At 50.1% G+C, this 14,153-nt stretch carries 29 protein-coding genes and 1 pseudogene; 29 read left to right on the plus strand and 1 reads right to left on the minus strand.

Annotated features, from left to right (window positions below; all coding sequences use genetic code 11):
- The 3 genes and pseudogenes from tuf to bfr form a co-directional block, all read left to right on the plus strand.
- A pseudogene (gene tuf, locus A6013_RS25585) lies at positions 1-156 on the plus strand (elongation factor Tu); the annotation flags it as partial.
- 176 nt (positions 157-332) lie between these two features.
- A complete protein-coding gene (bfd, locus tag A6013_RS23100) occupies positions 333-527 on the plus strand; it encodes a bacterioferritin-associated ferredoxin (RefSeq protein WP_003863268.1) in 195 nt (64 codons plus the stop codon).
- A gap of 72 nt (positions 528-599) precedes the next feature.
- Positions 600-1,076: a bacterioferritin gene (bfr, locus tag A6013_RS23105; RefSeq protein WP_028014636.1), complete on the plus strand. Its 477-nt coding sequence runs from the start codon at positions 600-602 to the stop codon at positions 1,074-1,076.
- Here the strand turns inward: bfr and A6013_RS23110 are convergent.
- Positions 1,060-1,533 carry an A24 family peptidase gene (locus A6013_RS23110; RefSeq protein ID WP_047366820.1) on the minus strand — a complete coding sequence of 158 codons (474 nt, stop codon included), beginning with the start codon at positions 1,531-1,533 and terminating at the stop codon, positions 1,060-1,062. The genes bfr and A6013_RS23110 overlap by 17 nt on opposite strands.
- A gap of 381 nt (positions 1,534-1,914) precedes the next feature.
- On the opposite strand from A6013_RS23110, the gene rpsJ reads away from it, so the two are divergent.
- From rpsJ to rpsD, 26 genes are all read left to right on the plus strand, one after another.
- On the plus strand, positions 1,915-2,226 hold the full coding sequence (gene rpsJ / locus A6013_RS23115; RefSeq protein ID WP_001181005.1) for a 30S ribosomal protein S10: 312 nt from the start codon (positions 1,915-1,917) through the stop codon (positions 2,224-2,226).
- A 32-nt stretch (positions 2,227-2,258) separates the two neighbouring features.
- The gene (gene rplC / locus A6013_RS23120; protein ID WP_003863274.1) at positions 2,259-2,888 is read left to right on the plus strand and encodes a 50S ribosomal protein L3; all 630 of its coding nucleotides are present in this window, start codon (positions 2,259-2,261) and stop codon (positions 2,886-2,888) included.
- A 10-nt stretch (positions 2,889-2,898) separates the two neighbouring features.
- Positions 2,899-3,504, plus strand: coding sequence for a 50S ribosomal protein L4 (rplD, locus tag A6013_RS23125; RefSeq protein WP_000424395.1), 606 nt, complete (start codon positions 2,899-2,901; stop codon positions 3,502-3,504).
- Positions 3,501-3,803 carry a 50S ribosomal protein L23 gene (gene rplW / locus A6013_RS23130; protein ID WP_000617546.1) on the plus strand — a complete coding sequence of 101 codons (303 nt, stop codon included), beginning with the start codon at positions 3,501-3,503 and terminating at the stop codon, positions 3,801-3,803. The genes rplD and rplW overlap by 4 nt, the downstream gene beginning before the upstream one ends.
- 17 nt (positions 3,804-3,820) lie before the next feature.
- Positions 3,821-4,642 (plus strand): 50S ribosomal protein L2, encoded by an 822-nt coding sequence (rplB, locus tag A6013_RS23135; protein WP_000301859.1) that lies wholly within the window; start codon positions 3,821-3,823, stop codon positions 4,640-4,642.
- A gap of 16 nt (positions 4,643-4,658) precedes the next feature.
- A complete protein-coding gene (rpsS, locus tag A6013_RS23140) occupies positions 4,659-4,937 on the plus strand; it encodes a 30S ribosomal protein S19 (RefSeq protein ID WP_001138117.1) in 279 nt (92 codons plus the stop codon).
- A gap of 14 nt (positions 4,938-4,951) precedes the next feature.
- Positions 4,952-5,284 (plus strand): 50S ribosomal protein L22, encoded by a 333-nt coding sequence (gene rplV, locus A6013_RS23145; protein WP_002919773.1) that lies wholly within the window; start codon positions 4,952-4,954, stop codon positions 5,282-5,284.
- A gap of 17 nt (positions 5,285-5,301) precedes the next feature.
- On the plus strand, positions 5,302-6,003 hold the full coding sequence (rpsC, locus tag A6013_RS23150; protein ID WP_000529945.1) for a 30S ribosomal protein S3: 702 nt from the start codon (positions 5,302-5,304) through the stop codon (positions 6,001-6,003).
- 12 nt (positions 6,004-6,015) lie between these two features.
- A complete protein-coding gene (rplP, locus tag A6013_RS23155) occupies positions 6,016-6,426 on the plus strand; it encodes a 50S ribosomal protein L16 (RefSeq protein ID WP_002919759.1) in 411 nt (136 codons plus the stop codon).
- Positions 6,426-6,617 (plus strand): 50S ribosomal protein L29, encoded by a 192-nt coding sequence (gene rpmC, locus A6013_RS23160; protein WP_003863282.1) that lies wholly within the window; start codon positions 6,426-6,428, stop codon positions 6,615-6,617. The genes rplP and rpmC overlap by 1 nt, the downstream gene beginning before the upstream one ends.
- Positions 6,617-6,871: a 30S ribosomal protein S17 gene (gene rpsQ, locus A6013_RS23165; protein WP_008503489.1), complete on the plus strand. Its 255-nt coding sequence runs from the start codon at positions 6,617-6,619 to the stop codon at positions 6,869-6,871. Before rpmC ends, rpsQ begins: the two co-directional genes overlap by 1 nt.
- A gap of 166 nt (positions 6,872-7,037) precedes the next feature.
- A complete protein-coding gene (gene rplN / locus A6013_RS23170) occupies positions 7,038-7,409 on the plus strand; it encodes a 50S ribosomal protein L14 (protein ID WP_002919748.1) in 372 nt (123 codons plus the stop codon).
- Positions 7,410-7,419: 10 nt separating this feature from the next.
- A complete protein-coding gene (gene rplX / locus A6013_RS23175; RefSeq protein ID WP_003863287.1) occupies positions 7,420-7,734 on the plus strand; it encodes a 50S ribosomal protein L24 in 315 nt (104 codons plus the stop codon).
- Positions 7,735-7,748: 14 nt separating this feature from the next.
- Complete coding sequence (gene rplE / locus A6013_RS23180; RefSeq protein ID WP_001096202.1) at positions 7,749-8,288, plus strand: 50S ribosomal protein L5; 540 nt, start codon at positions 7,749-7,751, stop codon at positions 8,286-8,288.
- Between the two features lie 14 nt (positions 8,289-8,302).
- On the plus strand, positions 8,303-8,608 hold the full coding sequence (gene rpsN / locus A6013_RS23185; protein WP_003863291.1) for a 30S ribosomal protein S14: 306 nt from the start codon (positions 8,303-8,305) through the stop codon (positions 8,606-8,608).
- A gap of 30 nt (positions 8,609-8,638) precedes the next feature.
- Positions 8,639-9,031: a 30S ribosomal protein S8 gene (gene rpsH, locus A6013_RS23190; RefSeq protein ID WP_006178918.1), complete on the plus strand. Its 393-nt coding sequence runs from the start codon at positions 8,639-8,641 to the stop codon at positions 9,029-9,031.
- 12 nt (positions 9,032-9,043) lie between these two features.
- Positions 9,044-9,577 carry a 50S ribosomal protein L6 gene (gene rplF, locus A6013_RS23195; RefSeq protein WP_003863296.1) on the plus strand — a complete coding sequence of 178 codons (534 nt, stop codon included), beginning with the start codon at positions 9,044-9,046 and terminating at the stop codon, positions 9,575-9,577.
- Positions 9,578-9,586: 9 nt separating this feature from the next.
- Entirely contained in the window at positions 9,587-9,940 is a 354-nt protein-coding gene (rplR, locus tag A6013_RS23200) for a 50S ribosomal protein L18 (protein ID WP_003863297.1), read from the plus strand.
- Positions 9,941-9,954: 14 nt separating this feature from the next.
- A complete protein-coding gene (gene rpsE, locus A6013_RS23205) occupies positions 9,955-10,455 on the plus strand; it encodes a 30S ribosomal protein S5 (protein WP_003863299.1) in 501 nt (166 codons plus the stop codon).
- Positions 10,456-10,461: 6 nt separating this feature from the next.
- The gene (gene rpmD / locus A6013_RS23210) at positions 10,462-10,641 is read left to right on the plus strand and encodes a 50S ribosomal protein L30 (RefSeq protein WP_003863301.1); all 180 of its coding nucleotides are present in this window, start codon (positions 10,462-10,464) and stop codon (positions 10,639-10,641) included.
- A gap of 3 nt (positions 10,642-10,644) precedes the next feature.
- Positions 10,645-11,079, plus strand: a complete 435-nt coding sequence (gene rplO / locus A6013_RS23215) for a 50S ribosomal protein L15 (RefSeq protein ID WP_014885468.1) — start codon at positions 10,645-10,647, stop codon at positions 11,077-11,079.
- A 7-nt stretch (positions 11,080-11,086) separates the two neighbouring features.
- Positions 11,087-12,418 (plus strand): preprotein translocase subunit SecY, encoded by a 1,332-nt coding sequence (secY, locus tag A6013_RS23220; RefSeq protein ID WP_003863305.1) that lies wholly within the window; start codon positions 11,087-11,089, stop codon positions 12,416-12,418.
- A 31-nt stretch (positions 12,419-12,449) separates the two neighbouring features.
- Positions 12,450-12,566 carry a 50S ribosomal protein L36 gene (rpmJ, locus tag A6013_RS23225; RefSeq protein WP_000868187.1) on the plus strand — a complete coding sequence of 39 codons (117 nt, stop codon included), beginning with the start codon at positions 12,450-12,452 and terminating at the stop codon, positions 12,564-12,566.
- A 146-nt stretch (positions 12,567-12,712) separates the two neighbouring features.
- Positions 12,713-13,069: a 30S ribosomal protein S13 gene (gene rpsM / locus A6013_RS23230; protein WP_013099021.1), complete on the plus strand. Its 357-nt coding sequence runs from the start codon at positions 12,713-12,715 to the stop codon at positions 13,067-13,069.
- Positions 13,070-13,085: 16 nt separating this feature from the next.
- Complete coding sequence (gene rpsK, locus A6013_RS23235) at positions 13,086-13,475, plus strand: 30S ribosomal protein S11 (RefSeq protein ID WP_003863312.1); 390 nt, start codon at positions 13,086-13,088, stop codon at positions 13,473-13,475.
- Between the two features lie 32 nt (positions 13,476-13,507).
- Positions 13,508-14,128 carry a 30S ribosomal protein S4 gene (rpsD, locus tag A6013_RS23240; protein WP_004868345.1) on the plus strand — a complete coding sequence of 207 codons (621 nt, stop codon included), beginning with the start codon at positions 13,508-13,510 and terminating at the stop codon, positions 14,126-14,128.
- Positions 14,129-14,153: the final 25 nt, after the last annotated feature.

Raw genomic sequence — 14,153 nt, forward strand, 5'->3', positions numbered from 1 at the left:
CTGCCAGAAGGCGTAGAGATGGTAATGCCAGGCGACAACATCAAGATGGTTGTGACTCTGATCCACCCAATCGCGATGGACGACGGTCTGCGTTTCGCAATCCGTGAAGGCGGCCGTACCGTTGGCGCGGGCGTTGTTGCTAAAGTTCTGGGCTAATTAATTATCCCTGAATAAAAAAGGACGCTTCGGCGTCCTTTTTTGTTTTCTGTACCTTTCCTTGTCACAAAATTTCGCATTTTTTAACCGCTCCCGGCCCGTATCCTGGCGTATGTGCTATTGTAATCATAACCATTCTCACTTACACTTTGCGCATATTTTGAACGGGAGTCTCTATGTACGTTTGTTTATGTAATGGTGTAAGCGACAAGAAAATTCGTCAGGCCGTTCGCCAGTTTCAGCCACAATCTTTCCAGCAGCTTCGCAAATTTGTTCCGGTGGGAAATCAATGCGGTAAATGCGTTCGCGCAGCGCGTGAGATCATGCAGGACGAACTGATGCAGATCCCGGAATTCAAAGAGATCGCGTAAGCCTCTATCTTTTTTTTGACATCCCCGTAGCCCGTTCTACGCTTCAATGAGTGGAAGCGGAGGGACTATATAATGAAAGGTGATGTTAAAATCATAAGTTATCTCAATAAATTATTGGGAAATGAGCTTGTCGCAATCAACCAGTACTTTCTTCACGCGAGAATGTTTAAAAACTGGGGTCTGACACGTCTGAATGACGTTGAGTACCATGAATCTATAGATGAGATGAAACACGCCGATAAATACATCGAGCGTATCTTATTCCTTGAAGGCATCCCAAACCTGCAGGATCTCGGCAAGCTGGGCATCGGTGAGGATGTCGAAGAGATGCTGCGTTCTGACCTCCGGCTGGAGCTGGAAGGTGCGAAAGATCTGCGCGAAGCCATTGCTTATGCTGACAGCGTCCATGACTATGTGAGCCGCGATATGATGATCCAGATCCTTGCCGATGAAGAAGGCCACATTGACTGGCTGGAAACCGAGCTGGATCTCATTAGCAAAATTGGCCTTCAGAACTACCTACAGTCTCAGATCAAAGTGGAAAATTAATCAGATTTTCCCATCCAACGCATAAACCCGCTGCTGCCAGAAATGGTCCAAAAGGCAGTGGGTTTTTTAATGCTCCTTTATCTGAGGTGAGAAATGAAAAAACAAGAATGCAAAGCAGCGCCATAAGCGCGGCGAGTAACGCCAGCGTAGGCAGTATGCACCAGCCATGCCACGCACCAAGTCCTGCCAGATACTTCACATCGCCATATCCCATTCCTTCCCGCCGGCAGATAAGCCGATAGCCCCAGTAAATCGTGGCAAAACCAAGATATCCAGCCACCGCACCCATTACGGCACTCGGCAGAAAATCAGGATGGATAAAGACCTGGTAGAGCAGGCCCGTCCAGAGCAGCGGGCAGATAAATTTATCGGGCAGTAAACCGTCGCGAATATCAGCGCGTACGAGTAAGGCCGTCAGAGAAAAATAGATCATCAGGAAGGGGAGGGTGGTTAGCATGGAAAAGGCCTCAAAAGGTTTTGAGCGCATACTCGTTACAATCTGCCTGTCCGGCAACGCACAAAAACAGCAATTGCGTAGCGGCTTCAAAGAAAAAAATTCAGAAAGGATATACGGCGTAAAAAGTTGCGCAGTCCTACGCATACAGAGCCTTTGACGCTTAATTTCTAAACGGCACTTGCGTCTTTCTCTGATTTACGTATAATGCGCGGGCTTGTCGTAATTGACGGCGGGTTCAATCAGAACCAGAGTAGCTCATTTTGTTACTCAACAATGCTCCCAATTGGGGGGCTACGTAAGAACGGTTACACTCTCCCATCAATCGTAATGGGTTTGAGGAGTAATCATTTTCGTTTATAAAATAATTGGAGCTCTGGTCTCATGCAGAACCAAAGAATCCGTATCCGCCTTAAAGCGTTTGATCATCGTCTGATCGATCAATCAACCGCGGAAATCGTCGAGACTGCTAAGCGCACTGGTGCGCAAGTCCGTGGTCCGATCCCGCTGCCGACCCGCAAAGAGCGCTTCACCGTTCTGATCTCCCCGCACGTCAACAAAGACGCGCGCGATCAGTACGAAATCCGCACTCACAAGCGTCTGGTTGACATCGTTGAGCCAACTGAGAAAACCGTTGATGCTCTGATGCGTCTGGATCTGGCTGCCGGTGTAGACGTGCAGATCAGCCTGGGTTAATCAGGTCATCGAGCGATTGAGAGGTTGAAACAATGATTGGTTTAGTCGGTAAAAAAGTGGGTATGACCCGCATCTTCACTGAAGATGGCGTTTCTATCCCAGTAACCGTAATCGAAGTTGAAGCAAACCGCGTTACTCAGGTTAAAGATCTGGCTAACGATGGCTACCGCGCTATTCAGGTTACCACTGGTGCTAAAAAAGCTAACCGTGTAACCAAACCAGAAGCGGGTCACTTCGCTAAAGCTGGCGTAGAAGCTGGCCGTGGTCTGTGGGAATTCCGTCTTGCTGAAGGCGAAGAGTTCACCGTAGGTCAGGACATTAGCGTTGAGCTGTTTGCTGACGTTAAAAAAGTTGACGTAACCGGTACCTCTAAAGGTAAAGGTTTTGCTGGTACCGTTAAGCGCTGGAACTTCCGTACCCAGGACGCTACTCACGGTAACTCCTTGTCTCACCGCGTTCCGGGTTCTATCGGTCAGAACCAGACTCCGGGCAAAGTGTTCAAAGGCAAGAAAATGGCAGGTCAGCTGGGTAACGAACGTGTAACCGTTCAGAGCCTGGACGTAGTACGTGTTGACGCTGAGCGCAACCTGCTGCTGGTTAAAGGTGCGGTCCCGGGTGCAACCGGTAGCGACCTGATCGTTAAACCAGCTGTGAAGGCGTAAGGGGATAGCAATGGAATTAGTATTGAAAGACGCGCAGAGCGCGCTGACTGTTTCCGAAACTACCTTCGGTCGTGATTTCAACGAAGCGCTGGTTCACCAGGTTGTTGTTGCTTATGCAGCTGGTGCTCGTCAGGGTACTCGTGCTCAGAAGACTCGTGCTGAAGTAACTGGTTCTGGCAAAAAGCCATGGCGCCAGAAAGGTACCGGCCGTGCGCGTTCAGGTTCTATCAAGAGCCCGATCTGGCGTTCAGGTGGCGTGACCTTCGCTGCGCGTCCACAGGACCACAGTCAAAAAGTTAACAAAAAGATGTACCGCGGCGCGCTGAAAAGCATCCTGTCCGAACTGGTACGTCAGGATCGTCTGATCGTTGTCGAGAAGTTCTCTGTTGAAGCGCCTAAAACTAAGCTGCTGGCACAGAAACTGAAAGACATGGCTCTGGAAGATGTGCTGATCATCACCGGTGAGCTGGACGAGAACCTGTTCCTGGCCGCACGTAACCTGCACAAGGTTGACGTACGCGATGCGACTGGTATCGACCCGGTTAGCCTGATCGCCTTCGACAAAGTCGTAATGACTGCTGATGCTGTTAAGCAAGTTGAGGAGATGCTGGCATGATTCGTGAAGAACGTCTGCTGAAGGTGCTTCGCGCACCGCACGTTTCTGAAAAAGCGTCTACTGCGATGGAAAAAACAAACACCATCGTTCTCAAAGTTGCTAAAGACGCGACCAAAGCAGAGATCAAAGCTGCTGTGCAGAAACTGTTTGAAGTCGAAGTCGAAGTCGTTAACACCCTGGTAGTTAAAGGGAAAGTTAAACGTCACGGACAGCGTATCGGTCGTCGTAGCGACTGGAAAAAAGCTTACGTCACCCTGAAAGAAGGCCAGAACCTGGACTTCGTTGGCGGCGCTGAGTAAGTCGGAGGAGTAATACAATGGCAGTTGTTAAATGTAAACCGACATCTCCGGGTCGTCGCCACGTAGTTAAAGTGGTTAACCCTGAGCTGCACAAGGGCAAACCTTTTGCTCCGTTGCTGGAAAAAAACAGCAAATCCGGTGGTCGTAACAACAATGGCCGTATCACCACTCGTCACATCGGTGGTGGCCACAAGCAGGCTTATCGTATTGTTGACTTCAAACGCAACAAAGACGGTATCCCAGCAGTTGTTGAACGTCTTGAGTACGATCCGAACCGTTCCGCGAACATCGCGCTGGTTCTGTACAAAGACGGCGAACGCCGTTACATCCTGGCCCCTAAAGGCCTGAAAGCTGGCGACCAGATTCAGTCTGGCGTTGATGCTGCAATCAAAGCAGGCAACACCCTGCCGATGCGCAATATCCCGGTTGGTTCTACCGTTCATAACGTAGAAATGAAACCAGGTAAAGGCGGTCAGCTGGCACGTTCCGCTGGTACTTACGTTCAGATCGTTGCGCGTGACGGTGCTTATGTCACCCTGCGTCTGCGTTCTGGTGAAATGCGTAAAGTCGAAGCAGACTGCCGCGCTACTCTGGGCGAAGTTGGCAATGCTGAGCATATGCTGCGCGTTCTGGGTAAAGCTGGTGCTGCACGCTGGCGTGGTGTTCGTCCTACCGTTCGCGGTACTGCGATGAACCCAGTCGACCACCCACATGGTGGTGGTGAAGGTCGTAACTTTGGTAAGCACCCGGTAACTCCGTGGGGCGTTCAGACCAAAGGTAAGAAGACCCGCAGCAACAAGCGTACTGATAAATTTATCGTACGTCGCCGTAGCAAATAATTTTAGAGGATAAGCCATGCCACGTTCTCTCAAGAAAGGTCCTTTTATTGACCTGCACTTGCTGAAGAAGGTAGAGAAAGCGGTGGAAAGCGGAGACAAGAAGCCCCTGCGCACTTGGTCCCGTCGTTCAACGATCTTTCCTAACATGATCGGTTTGACCATCGCTGTCCATAATGGTCGTCAGCACGTTCCAGTCTTTGTTACCGACGAAATGGTTGGTCACAAACTGGGTGAATTCGCACCGACTCGTACTTATCGCGGCCACGCTGCTGATAAAAAAGCGAAGAAGAAATAAGGTAGGAGGAAGAGATGGAAACTTTAGCTCAACATCGCCATGCTCGTTCTTCTGCACAGAAGGTTCGCCTTGTTGCTGACCTGATTCGCGGTAAGAAAGTGTCGCAGGCCCTGGACATCCTGACCTATACCAACAAGAAAGCTGCGGTATTGGTCAAGAAAGTACTGGAATCTGCCATTGCTAACGCTGAACACAACGATGGCGCTGACATCGACGATCTGAAAGTCGCGAAAATTTTCGTAGATGAAGGCCCAAGCATGAAGCGCATTATGCCGCGTGCGAAAGGTCGTGCAGATCGCATCCTGAAGCGCACCAGCCACATTACTGTGGTTGTGTCCGATCGCTGAGACTCTGGAGACTAGCAATGGGTCAGAAAGTACATCCTAATGGTATTCGCCTGGGTATTGTAAAACCATGGAACTCTACCTGGTTTGCGAACACCAAAGAATTCGCTGACAACCTGGACAGCGATTTTAAAGTACGTCAGTACCTGACTAAGGAACTGGCTAAAGCGTCTGTATCTCGTATCGTTATCGAGCGTCCAGCGAAGAGCATCCGTGTGACTATTCACACTGCTCGTCCTGGCATCGTTATCGGTAAGAAAGGCGAAGACGTAGAAAAACTGCGCAAGGTCGTAGCGGATATCGCTGGCGTTCCTGCACAGATCAATATCGCTGAAGTTCGTAAGCCTGAACTGGACGCTAAATTGGTTGCTGACAGCATCACTTCTCAGCTGGAACGTCGTGTTATGTTCCGTCGTGCTATGAAGCGTGCTGTACAGAACGCAATGCGTCTGGGCGCTAAAGGTATCAAAGTTGAAGTTAGCGGCCGTCTGGGCGGCGCGGAAATCGCACGTACCGAATGGTACCGTGAAGGTCGCGTACCGCTGCACACTCTGCGTGCTGACATCGACTACAACACCTCTGAAGCGCACACCACTTACGGTGTAATCGGCGTTAAGGTATGGATCTTCAAAGGTGAGATCCTGGGTGGTATGGCTGCTGTTGAACAACCGGAAAAACCGGCTGCTCAACCTAAAAAGCAGCAGCGTAAAGGCCGTAAATAAGGAGCGTCGCTGATGTTACAACCAAAGCGTACAAAATTCCGTAAAGTGCACAAAGGCCGCAACCGTGGTCTGGCGCAGGGTACGGATGTTAGCTTCGGCACTTTCGGTCTGAAAGCTGTTGGCCGTGGTCGTCTGACTGCACGTCAGATCGAAGCAGCACGTCGTGCAATGACCCGTGCAGTTAAGCGTCAAGGTAAGATCTGGATCCGTGTATTCCCGGACAAACCGATCACCGAGAAGCCACTGGAAGTTCGTATGGGTAAAGGTAAAGGTAACGTGGAGTACTGGGTTGCCTTGATCCAACCGGGCAAAGTCCTTTATGAAATGGACGGTGTTCCGGAAGAGCTGGCCCGTGAAGCCTTCGGCCTGGCAGCAGCGAAACTGCCTATCAAAACCACCTTTGTAACTAAGACGGTGATGTAATGAAAGCAAAAGAGCTGCGTGAAAAAAGCGTTGAAGAGCTGAACGCTGAGCTGCTGAACCTGCTGCGTGAGCAGTTCAACCTGCGCATGCAGGCTGCAAGTGGCCAGCTGCAACAGACTCACCTGCTGAAGCAAGTGCGTCGCAATGTTGCACGCGTTAAGACTTTACTGACTCAGAAGGCGGGTGCGTAATGACCGATAAAATCCGTACTCTGCAAGGTCGTGTTGTTAGCGACAAAATGGAGAAATCCATTGTTGTAGCTATCGAACGTATTGTGAAACACCCGATCTACGGTAAATTCATCAAGCGTACGACCAAACTGCACGTACATGACGAGAACAACGAATGTGGTATCGGCGACAAGGTTGAAATCCGTGAATGCCGTCCACTGTCCAAGACTAAGTCCTGGACGCTGGTTCGCGTTGTAGAGAAAGCGGTTCTGTAATACAGTACGCCTTCTCAATACGAATAAACGGCTCAGCGATGAGCCGTTTATTTTTTCTACCCATATTGCAGAAGCGGTGTTATAATGCCGCGCCCTCGATATGGGGCTTTTTAACGGCTCTGATTTTAGAGTCTCAGGTAGTAGTTGACATTAGCGGAGCACTAAAATGATCCAAGAACAGACTATGCTGAACGTCGCCGACAACTCCGGTGCACGTCGCGTAATGTGTATCAAGGTTCTGGGTGGCTCGCACCGTCGCTACGCAGGCGTAGGCGACATCATCAAGATCACCATCAAGGAAGCAATTCCACGTGGTAAGGTCAAAAAAGGTGATGTGCTGAAGGCGGTAGTGGTGCGCACCAAGAAGGGTGTTCGTCGCCCTGACGGTTCTGTCATTCGCTTCGATGGTAATGCATGCGTTATTTTAAACAATAACAGCGAGCAGCCTATCGGCACGCGTATCTTTGGGCCGGTAACTCGTGAACTTCGTACTGAGAAGTTCATGAAAATTATCTCTCTGGCACCAGAAGTACTCTAAGGAGCGAATCATGGCAGCGAAAATCCGTCGTGATGACGAAGTTATCGTGTTAACCGGTAAAGATAAAGGTAAACGCGGTAAAGTAAAAAATGTTCTGTCTTCCGGCAAACTTGTCGTTGAAGGTATCAACCTGGTTAAGAAACATCAGAAGCCGGTTCCGGCCCTGAACCAACCAGGCGGCATCGTTGAAAAAGAAGCTGCTATTCAGGTTTCTAACGTTGCAATCTTCAATGCGGCTACCGGTAAGGCTGACCGTGTAGGCTTTAGATTCGAAGACGGCAAAAAAGTCCGTTTCTTCAAGTCTAATAGCGAAACTATCAAGTAATTTGGAGTAGTACGATGGCGAAACTGCATGATTACTACAAAGACGAAGTAGTTAAGAAACTCATGACCGAGTTTAACTACAATTCTGTCATGCAAGTCCCTCGGGTCGAGAAGATCACCCTGAACATGGGTGTTGGTGAAGCGATCGCTGACAAGAAACTGCTGGATAACGCAGCAGCTGACCTGACAGCAATCTCCGGTCAAAAACCGCTGATCACCAAAGCACGCAAATCTGTTGCAGGCTTCAAAATCCGTCAGGGCTATCCGATCGGCTGTAAAGTAACTCTGCGTGGCGAACGCATGTGGGAGTTCTTTGAGCGCCTGATCACTATTGCTGTTCCACGTATCCGTGACTTCCGTGGCCTGTCCGCGAAGTCTTTCGACGGTCGTGGTAACTACAGCATGGGTGTCCGTGAGCAGATCATCTTCCCAGAAATCGACTACGATAAAGTCGACCGCGTGCGTGGTTTGGATATTACCATTACCACTACTGCGAAATCTGACGAAGAAGGCCGTGCTCTGCTGGCTGCCTTTGACTTCCCGTTCCGCAAGTAAGGTAGGGTTACTGAATGGCTAAGCAATCAATGAAAGCACGCGAAGTAAAGCGCGTAGCTTTAGCTGATAAATTCTTCGCTAAACGCGCTGAACTGAAAGCGATCATTTCTGATGTGAACGCTTCCGACGAAGATCGTTGGAATGCGGTTCTCAAGCTGCAGTCTCTGCCGCGTGATTCCAGCCCGTCTCGTCAGCGTAACCGCTGTCGTCAAACAGGTCGTCCACATGGTTATGTGGGCAAGTTTGGGTTGAGCCGTATCAAACTGCGTGAAGCCGCCATGCGCGGTGAAGTGCCAGGCTTGAAAAAGGCTAGCTGGTAATTACCAATTGAATCACGGGAGTAAAGACAGATGAGCATGCAAGATCCGATCGCGGATATGCTGACCCGTATCCGTAACGGTCAGGCCGCGAACAAAGTTGCGGTCACCATGCCTTCCGCCAAGCTGAAAGTGGCAATTGCCAACGTGCTGAAGGAAGAAGGTTTTATCGAAGATTTTAAAGTTGAAGGCGACACCAAGCCGGAACTGGAACTTACTCTCAAGTATTTCCAGGGTAAAGCTGTTGTAGAAAGCATTCAGCGTGTCAGCCGCCCAGGTCTGCGCATCTATAAGAAAAAAGATGAGCTGCCAAAAGTTATGGCTGGCCTTGGTATCGCAGTTGTTTCTACCTCTAAAGGTGTTATGACTGATCGTGCAGCGCGCCAGGCTGGTCTTGGTGGCGAAATTATCTGCTACGTAGCCTAATCGGAGGAAAGAATGTCTCGTGTTGCTAAAGCACCGGTCGTTATTCCTGCCGGCGTTGATGTAAAAATCGACGGTCAGGTTATTACGATCAAAGGTAAAAACGGCGAGCTGACTCGTACCCTCAACAAAGCTGTTGAAGTTAAACATGCAGATAACGCTCTGACCTTCGGTCCACGTGATGGTTTCGTGGATGGATGGGCTCAGGCTGGTACCGCGCGTGCCCTGCTGAACTCAATGGTTGTTGGTGTTACCGAAGGCTTCACTAAAAAGCTTCAGCTGGTTGGTGTAGGTTATCGTGCAGCTATCAAAGGGAATGCAGTAGGCCTGTCTCTGGGCTTCTCACACCCTGTTGAGCATCCGCTGCCGGCCGGTATCACTGCAGAATGTCCGACTCAAACTGAAATCGTGCTGAAAGGCGCTGATAAACAGCTGATCGGTCAGGTTGCAGCAGATCTGCGCGCCTACCGTCGTCCTGAGCCTTACAAAGGCAAGGGTGTTCGTTACGCCGACGAAGTCGTGCGTACCAAAGAGGCTAAGAAGAAGTAAGGTAACACTATGGATAAGAAATCTGCTCGTATCCGTCGTGCGACCCGCGCACGCCGCAAGCTCAAAGAGCTGGGTGCAACTCGCCTGGTGGTACATCGTACCCCGCGTCATATTTACGCACAGGTAATTGCACCGAACGGTTCTGAAGTTCTGGTAGCTGCTTCTACTGTAGAAAAAGCTATCTCAGAACAATTGAAGTACACCGGTAACAAAGACGCCGCTGCAGCTGTAGGTAAAGCTGTTGCAGAACGCGCTCTGGAAAAAGGCATCAGCAATGTTTCCTTTGACCGTTCCGGGTTCCAATATCATGGTCGTGTCCAGGCACTGGCAGATGCTGCCCGTGAAGCTGGCCTTCAGTTCTAAGGTAGAGGTGTAAGATGGCTCACATCGAAAAACAGGCTGGCGAACTGCAGGAAAAGCTGATCGCGGTAAACCGCGTATCTAAAACCGTTAAAGGTGGTCGTATTTTCTCCTTCACAGCTCTGACTGTAGTAGGCGATGGTAACGGTCGCGTTGGTTTTGGTTACGGTAAAGCGCGTGAAGTTCCAGCAGCGATCCAGAAAGCGATGGAAAAAGCCCGTCGCAATATGATTAACGTCGCGCTGAACAACGGCACCCTGCAGCACCCAGTTAAAGGTGTTCACACGGGTTCTCGTGTATTCATGCAGCCAGCTTCAGAAGGTACCGGTATCATCGCCGGTGGTGCAATGCGCGCCGTTCTGGAAGTTGCTGGGGTTCATAACGTTCTGGCTAAAGCATATGGTTCCACCAACCCGATCAACGTGGTTCGTGCAACTATTGATGGCCTGGAAAATATGAATTCTCCAGAAATGGTCGCTGCCAAGCGTGGTAAATCCGTTGAAGAAATTCTGGGGTAATTGACCATGGCAAAGACTATTAAAATCACTCAAACCCGCAGTGCAATCGGTCGTCTGCCGAAACACAAGGCAACGCTGCTTGGCCTGGGTCTGCGTCGTATTGGTCATACCGTTGAGCGCGAGGATACTCCTGCTGTTCGTGGTATGGTCAACGCGGTTTACTTCATGGTTAAAGTTGAGGAGTAAGAGATGCGTTTAAATACTCTGTCTCCGGCCGAAGGCTCTAAAAAGGCGGGTAAACGCCTGGGTCGTGGTATCGGTTCTGGCCTCGGCAAAACCGGTGGTCGTGGTCACAAAGGTCAGAACTCTCGTTCTGGCGGTGGCGTACGTCGCGGTTTCGAGGGTGGCCAGATGCCACTGTACCGTCGTCTGCCGAAGTTCGGCTTCACCTCTCGCAAAGCAGCGATCACAGCGGAAATCCGTCTGTCTGACCTGGCGAAAGTTGAAGGCGGCGTTGTAGACCTGAACACGCTGAAAGCGGCTAACATTATCGGTATTCAGATCGAGTTCGCGAAAGTGATCCTGTCTGGTGAAGTTTCTACTCCGGTAACTGTTCGTGGCCTGCGTGTTACTAAAGGTGCTCGTGCTGCTATCGAAGCTGCTGGCGGTAAAATTGAGGAATAAGTAGCAGATGGCTAAGCAACCGGGATTAGATTTTCAAAGTGCCAAAGGTGGATTTGGCGAGCTGAAACGCAGACTGCTGTTTGTTATCGGCGCGCTGATTGTGTTCCGTATTGGCTCTTTTATTCCGATCCCTGGTATCGATGCCGCTGTACTTGCCAAACTGCTTGAGCAACAGCGAGGCACCATCATTGAAATGTTCAACATGTTCTCTGGTGGTGCTCTCAGCCGTGCTTCTATCTTTGCTCTGGGTATTATGCCGTACATTTCGGCATCGATTATTATCCAGCTGCTGACGGTCGTTCATCCGGCCCTGGCAGAGCTGAAGAAAGAAGGGGAGTCTGGACGTCGTAAGATTAGTCAGTACACCCGTTACGGTACTCTGGTGCTGGCAATATTCCAGTCGATCGGTATTGCTACCGGTCTGCCGAATATGCCTGGTATGCAGGGCCTGGTATTAAACCCAGGCTTTGCATTCTATTTCACCGCTGTTGTTAGTCTGGTCACAGGGACGATGTTCCTGATGTGGCTCGGCGAACAGATTACTGAGCGTGGTATCGGTAACGGTATCTCAATCATTATCTTCGCCGGTATCGTTGCGGGACTCCCGCCGGCCATCGCCCATACTATCGAGCAAGCGCGTCAAGGCGACCTGCACTTCCTCCTGTTGCTGTTGGTTGCAGTATTAGTATTTGCAGTGACGTTCTTTGTTGTCTTCGTTGAACGTGGTCAACGCCGCATTGTGGTGAACTACGCTAAGCGTCAGCAGGGTCGTCGTGTCTATGCTGCACAGAGCACACATTTACCGCTGAAAGTGAATATGGCGGGGGTTATCCCGGCTATCTTCGCTTCCAGTATTATTCTGTTCCCGGCAACCATCGCGTCATGGTTCGGGGGCGGTACTGGTTGGAACTGGCTGACAACAATTTCGCTGTATTTGCAGCCTGGGCAACCACTTTATGTGTTACTCTATGCGTCTGCGATCATCTTCTTCTGTTTCTTCTACACGGCGTTGGTCTTCAACCCGCGTGAAACAGCAGATAACCTGAAGAAGTCCGGTGCATTTGTACCAGGAATTCGTCCGGGAGAGCAAACGGCGAAGTATATCGATAAAGTAATGACCCGCCTGACTTTGGTTGGTGCGCTTTATATTACTTTTATCTGCCTGATCCCGGAGTTCATGCGTGATGCAATGAAAGTACCGTTCTACTTCGGTGGGACCTCACTGCTTATCGTTGTTGTCGTGATTATGGACTTTATGGCTCAAGTGCAAACTCTGATGATGTCCAGTCAGTATGAGTCTGCATTGAAGAAGGCGAACCTGAAAGGCTACGGCCGCTAATTGGTCGCCTGAGAAGTTACGGAGAGTAAAAATGAAAGTTCGTGCTTCCGTCAAGAAATTATGCCGTAACTGCAAAATCGTTAAGCGTGATGGTGTCATCCGTGTGATTTGCAGTGCCGAGCCGAAGCATAAACAGCGCCAAGGCTGATTATTTCGCATATTTTTCTTGCAAAGTTGGGTTGAGCTGGCTAGATTAGCCAGCCAATCTTTTGTATGTCTGTACGTTTCCATTTGAGTATCCTGAAAACGGGCTTTTCAGCATGGTGCGTACATATTAAATAGTAGGAGTGCATAGTGGCCCGTATAGCAGGCATTAACATTCCTGATCAGAAACATGCTGTGATCGCATTAACTTCGATCTACGGCATCGGCAAGACCCGTTCTAAAGCCATCCTGGCTGCAGCGGGTATCGCTGAAGATGTTAAGATCAGTGAGCTGTCTGAAGGACAAATCGACACGCTGCGTGACGAAGTTGCCAAATTTGTCGTTGAAGGTGATCTGCGCCGTGAAATCAGCATGAGCATCAAGCGCCTGATGGATCTTGGTTGCTATCGCGGTTTGCGTCATCGTCGTGGTCTGCCAGTGCGCGGTCAGCGTACTAAGACCAACGCACGTACCCGTAAGGGTCCGCGCAAACCGATCAAGAAATAATCGGGGTGATTGAATAATGGCAAAGGCACCAGTTCGTGCACGTAAACGTGTAAGAAAACAAGTCTCTGACGGCGTGGCTCATATCCATGCTTCTTTCAACAACACCATCGTTACTATTACTGATCGTCAGGGTAACGCATTGGGTTGGGCAACAGCCGGTGGTTCCGGTTTCCGTGGTTCTCGCAAATCCACTCCGTTCGCAGCTCAGGTTGCAGCAGAGCGTTGCGCTGAAGCCGTAAAAGAATACGGCATCAAGAATCTGGAAGTTATGGTTAAAGGTCCGGGTCCGGGTCGTGAATCTACTGTTCGCGCTCTGAACGCCGCTGGTTTCCGCATCACGAATATTACTGATGTGACTCCGATCCCTCATAACGGTTGTCGTCCGCCGAAAAAACGTCGCGTATAACGCTCGTTTTTTAGGTTAGTTGGAGATAGAAAATGGCAAGATATTTGGGTCCTAAGCTCAAGCTGAGCCGTCGTGAGGGCACCGACTTATTCCTTAAGTCTGGCGTTCGCGCGATCGATACCAAGTGTAAAATTGAACAAGCTCCTGGCCAGCACGGTGCGCGTAAACCGCGTCTGTCTGACTATGGTGTGCAGTTGCGTGAAAAGCAAAAAGTTCGCCGTATGTACGGTGTGCTGGAGCGTCAGTTCCGTAACTACTATAAAGAAGCAGCACGTCTGAAAGGCAACACAGGTGAAAACCTGCTGGCTCTGCTGGAAGGTCGTCTGGACAACGTTGTATACCGTATGGGCTTCGGCGCTACTCGTGCTGAATCACGTCAGCTGGTTAGCCACAAAGCAATCATGGTAAACGGTCGTGTTGTTAACATCGCTTCTTATCAGGTTAAAGCGAATGACGTTGTTAGCATTCGTGAGAAAGCGAAAAAGCAATCTCGCGTGAAGGCCGCTCTGGAGCTGGCTGAGCAGCGTGAAAAGCCAACCTGGCTGGAAGTTGATGCTGGCAAGATGGAAGGTACGTTCAAGCGTCAGCCTGAGCGTTCTGATCTGTCTGCGGACATTAACGAACACCTGATCGTCGAGCTTTACTCCAAGTAAAGCTTAGTACCAAAGAGAGGACACA

The organism is Enterobacter sp. IF2SW-B1 (genome assembly GCF_001743375.1).
GTDB classification, from domain to species: Bacteria; Pseudomonadota; Gammaproteobacteria; order Enterobacterales; family Enterobacteriaceae; genus Enterobacter; species Enterobacter bugandensis.

Excerpts from the sequence above, each read along its gene's own strand:
- bfd (WP_003863268.1), top strand. The coding sequence starts at position 333 with ATGTACGTTTGTTTATGTAATGGTGTAAGCGACAAGAAAATTCGTCAG.
- bfr (WP_028014636.1), top strand. The coding sequence starts at position 600 with ATGAAAGGTGATGTTAAAATCATAAGTTATCTCAATAAATTATTGGGA.
- A6013_RS23110 (WP_047366820.1), bottom strand. The coding sequence starts at position 1,533 with ATGCTAACCACCCTCCCCTTCCTGATGATCTATTTTTCTCTGACGGCC.
- rpsJ (WP_001181005.1), top strand. The coding sequence starts at position 1,915 with ATGCAGAACCAAAGAATCCGTATCCGCCTTAAAGCGTTTGATCATCGT.
- rplC (WP_003863274.1), top strand. The coding sequence starts at position 2,259 with ATGATTGGTTTAGTCGGTAAAAAAGTGGGTATGACCCGCATCTTCACT.
- rplD (WP_000424395.1), top strand. The coding sequence starts at position 2,899 with ATGGAATTAGTATTGAAAGACGCGCAGAGCGCGCTGACTGTTTCCGAA.
- rplW (WP_000617546.1), top strand. The coding sequence starts at position 3,501 with ATGATTCGTGAAGAACGTCTGCTGAAGGTGCTTCGCGCACCGCACGTT.
- rplB (WP_000301859.1), top strand. The coding sequence starts at position 3,821 with ATGGCAGTTGTTAAATGTAAACCGACATCTCCGGGTCGTCGCCACGTA.
- rpsS (WP_001138117.1), top strand. The coding sequence starts at position 4,659 with ATGCCACGTTCTCTCAAGAAAGGTCCTTTTATTGACCTGCACTTGCTG.
- rplV (WP_002919773.1), top strand. The coding sequence starts at position 4,952 with ATGGAAACTTTAGCTCAACATCGCCATGCTCGTTCTTCTGCACAGAAG.
- rpsC (WP_000529945.1), top strand. The coding sequence starts at position 5,302 with ATGGGTCAGAAAGTACATCCTAATGGTATTCGCCTGGGTATTGTAAAA.
- rplP (WP_002919759.1), top strand. The coding sequence starts at position 6,016 with ATGTTACAACCAAAGCGTACAAAATTCCGTAAAGTGCACAAAGGCCGC.
- rpmC (WP_003863282.1), top strand. The coding sequence starts at position 6,426 with ATGAAAGCAAAAGAGCTGCGTGAAAAAAGCGTTGAAGAGCTGAACGCT.
- rpsQ (WP_008503489.1), top strand. The coding sequence starts at position 6,617 with ATGACCGATAAAATCCGTACTCTGCAAGGTCGTGTTGTTAGCGACAAA.
- rplN (WP_002919748.1), top strand. The coding sequence starts at position 7,038 with ATGATCCAAGAACAGACTATGCTGAACGTCGCCGACAACTCCGGTGCA.
- rplX (WP_003863287.1), top strand. The coding sequence starts at position 7,420 with ATGGCAGCGAAAATCCGTCGTGATGACGAAGTTATCGTGTTAACCGGT.
- rplE (WP_001096202.1), top strand. The coding sequence starts at position 7,749 with ATGGCGAAACTGCATGATTACTACAAAGACGAAGTAGTTAAGAAACTC.
- rpsN (WP_003863291.1), top strand. The coding sequence starts at position 8,303 with ATGGCTAAGCAATCAATGAAAGCACGCGAAGTAAAGCGCGTAGCTTTA.
- rpsH (WP_006178918.1), top strand. The coding sequence starts at position 8,639 with ATGAGCATGCAAGATCCGATCGCGGATATGCTGACCCGTATCCGTAAC.
- rplF (WP_003863296.1), top strand. The coding sequence starts at position 9,044 with ATGTCTCGTGTTGCTAAAGCACCGGTCGTTATTCCTGCCGGCGTTGAT.
- rplR (WP_003863297.1), top strand. The coding sequence starts at position 9,587 with ATGGATAAGAAATCTGCTCGTATCCGTCGTGCGACCCGCGCACGCCGC.
- rpsE (WP_003863299.1), top strand. The coding sequence starts at position 9,955 with ATGGCTCACATCGAAAAACAGGCTGGCGAACTGCAGGAAAAGCTGATC.
- rpmD (WP_003863301.1), top strand. The coding sequence starts at position 10,462 with ATGGCAAAGACTATTAAAATCACTCAAACCCGCAGTGCAATCGGTCGT.
- rplO (WP_014885468.1), top strand. The coding sequence starts at position 10,645 with ATGCGTTTAAATACTCTGTCTCCGGCCGAAGGCTCTAAAAAGGCGGGT.
- secY (WP_003863305.1), top strand. The coding sequence starts at position 11,087 with ATGGCTAAGCAACCGGGATTAGATTTTCAAAGTGCCAAAGGTGGATTT.
- rpmJ (WP_000868187.1), top strand. The coding sequence starts at position 12,450 with ATGAAAGTTCGTGCTTCCGTCAAGAAATTATGCCGTAACTGCAAAATC.
- rpsK (WP_003863312.1), top strand. The coding sequence starts at position 13,086 with ATGGCAAAGGCACCAGTTCGTGCACGTAAACGTGTAAGAAAACAAGTC.
- rpsD (WP_004868345.1), top strand. The coding sequence starts at position 13,508 with ATGGCAAGATATTTGGGTCCTAAGCTCAAGCTGAGCCGTCGTGAGGGC.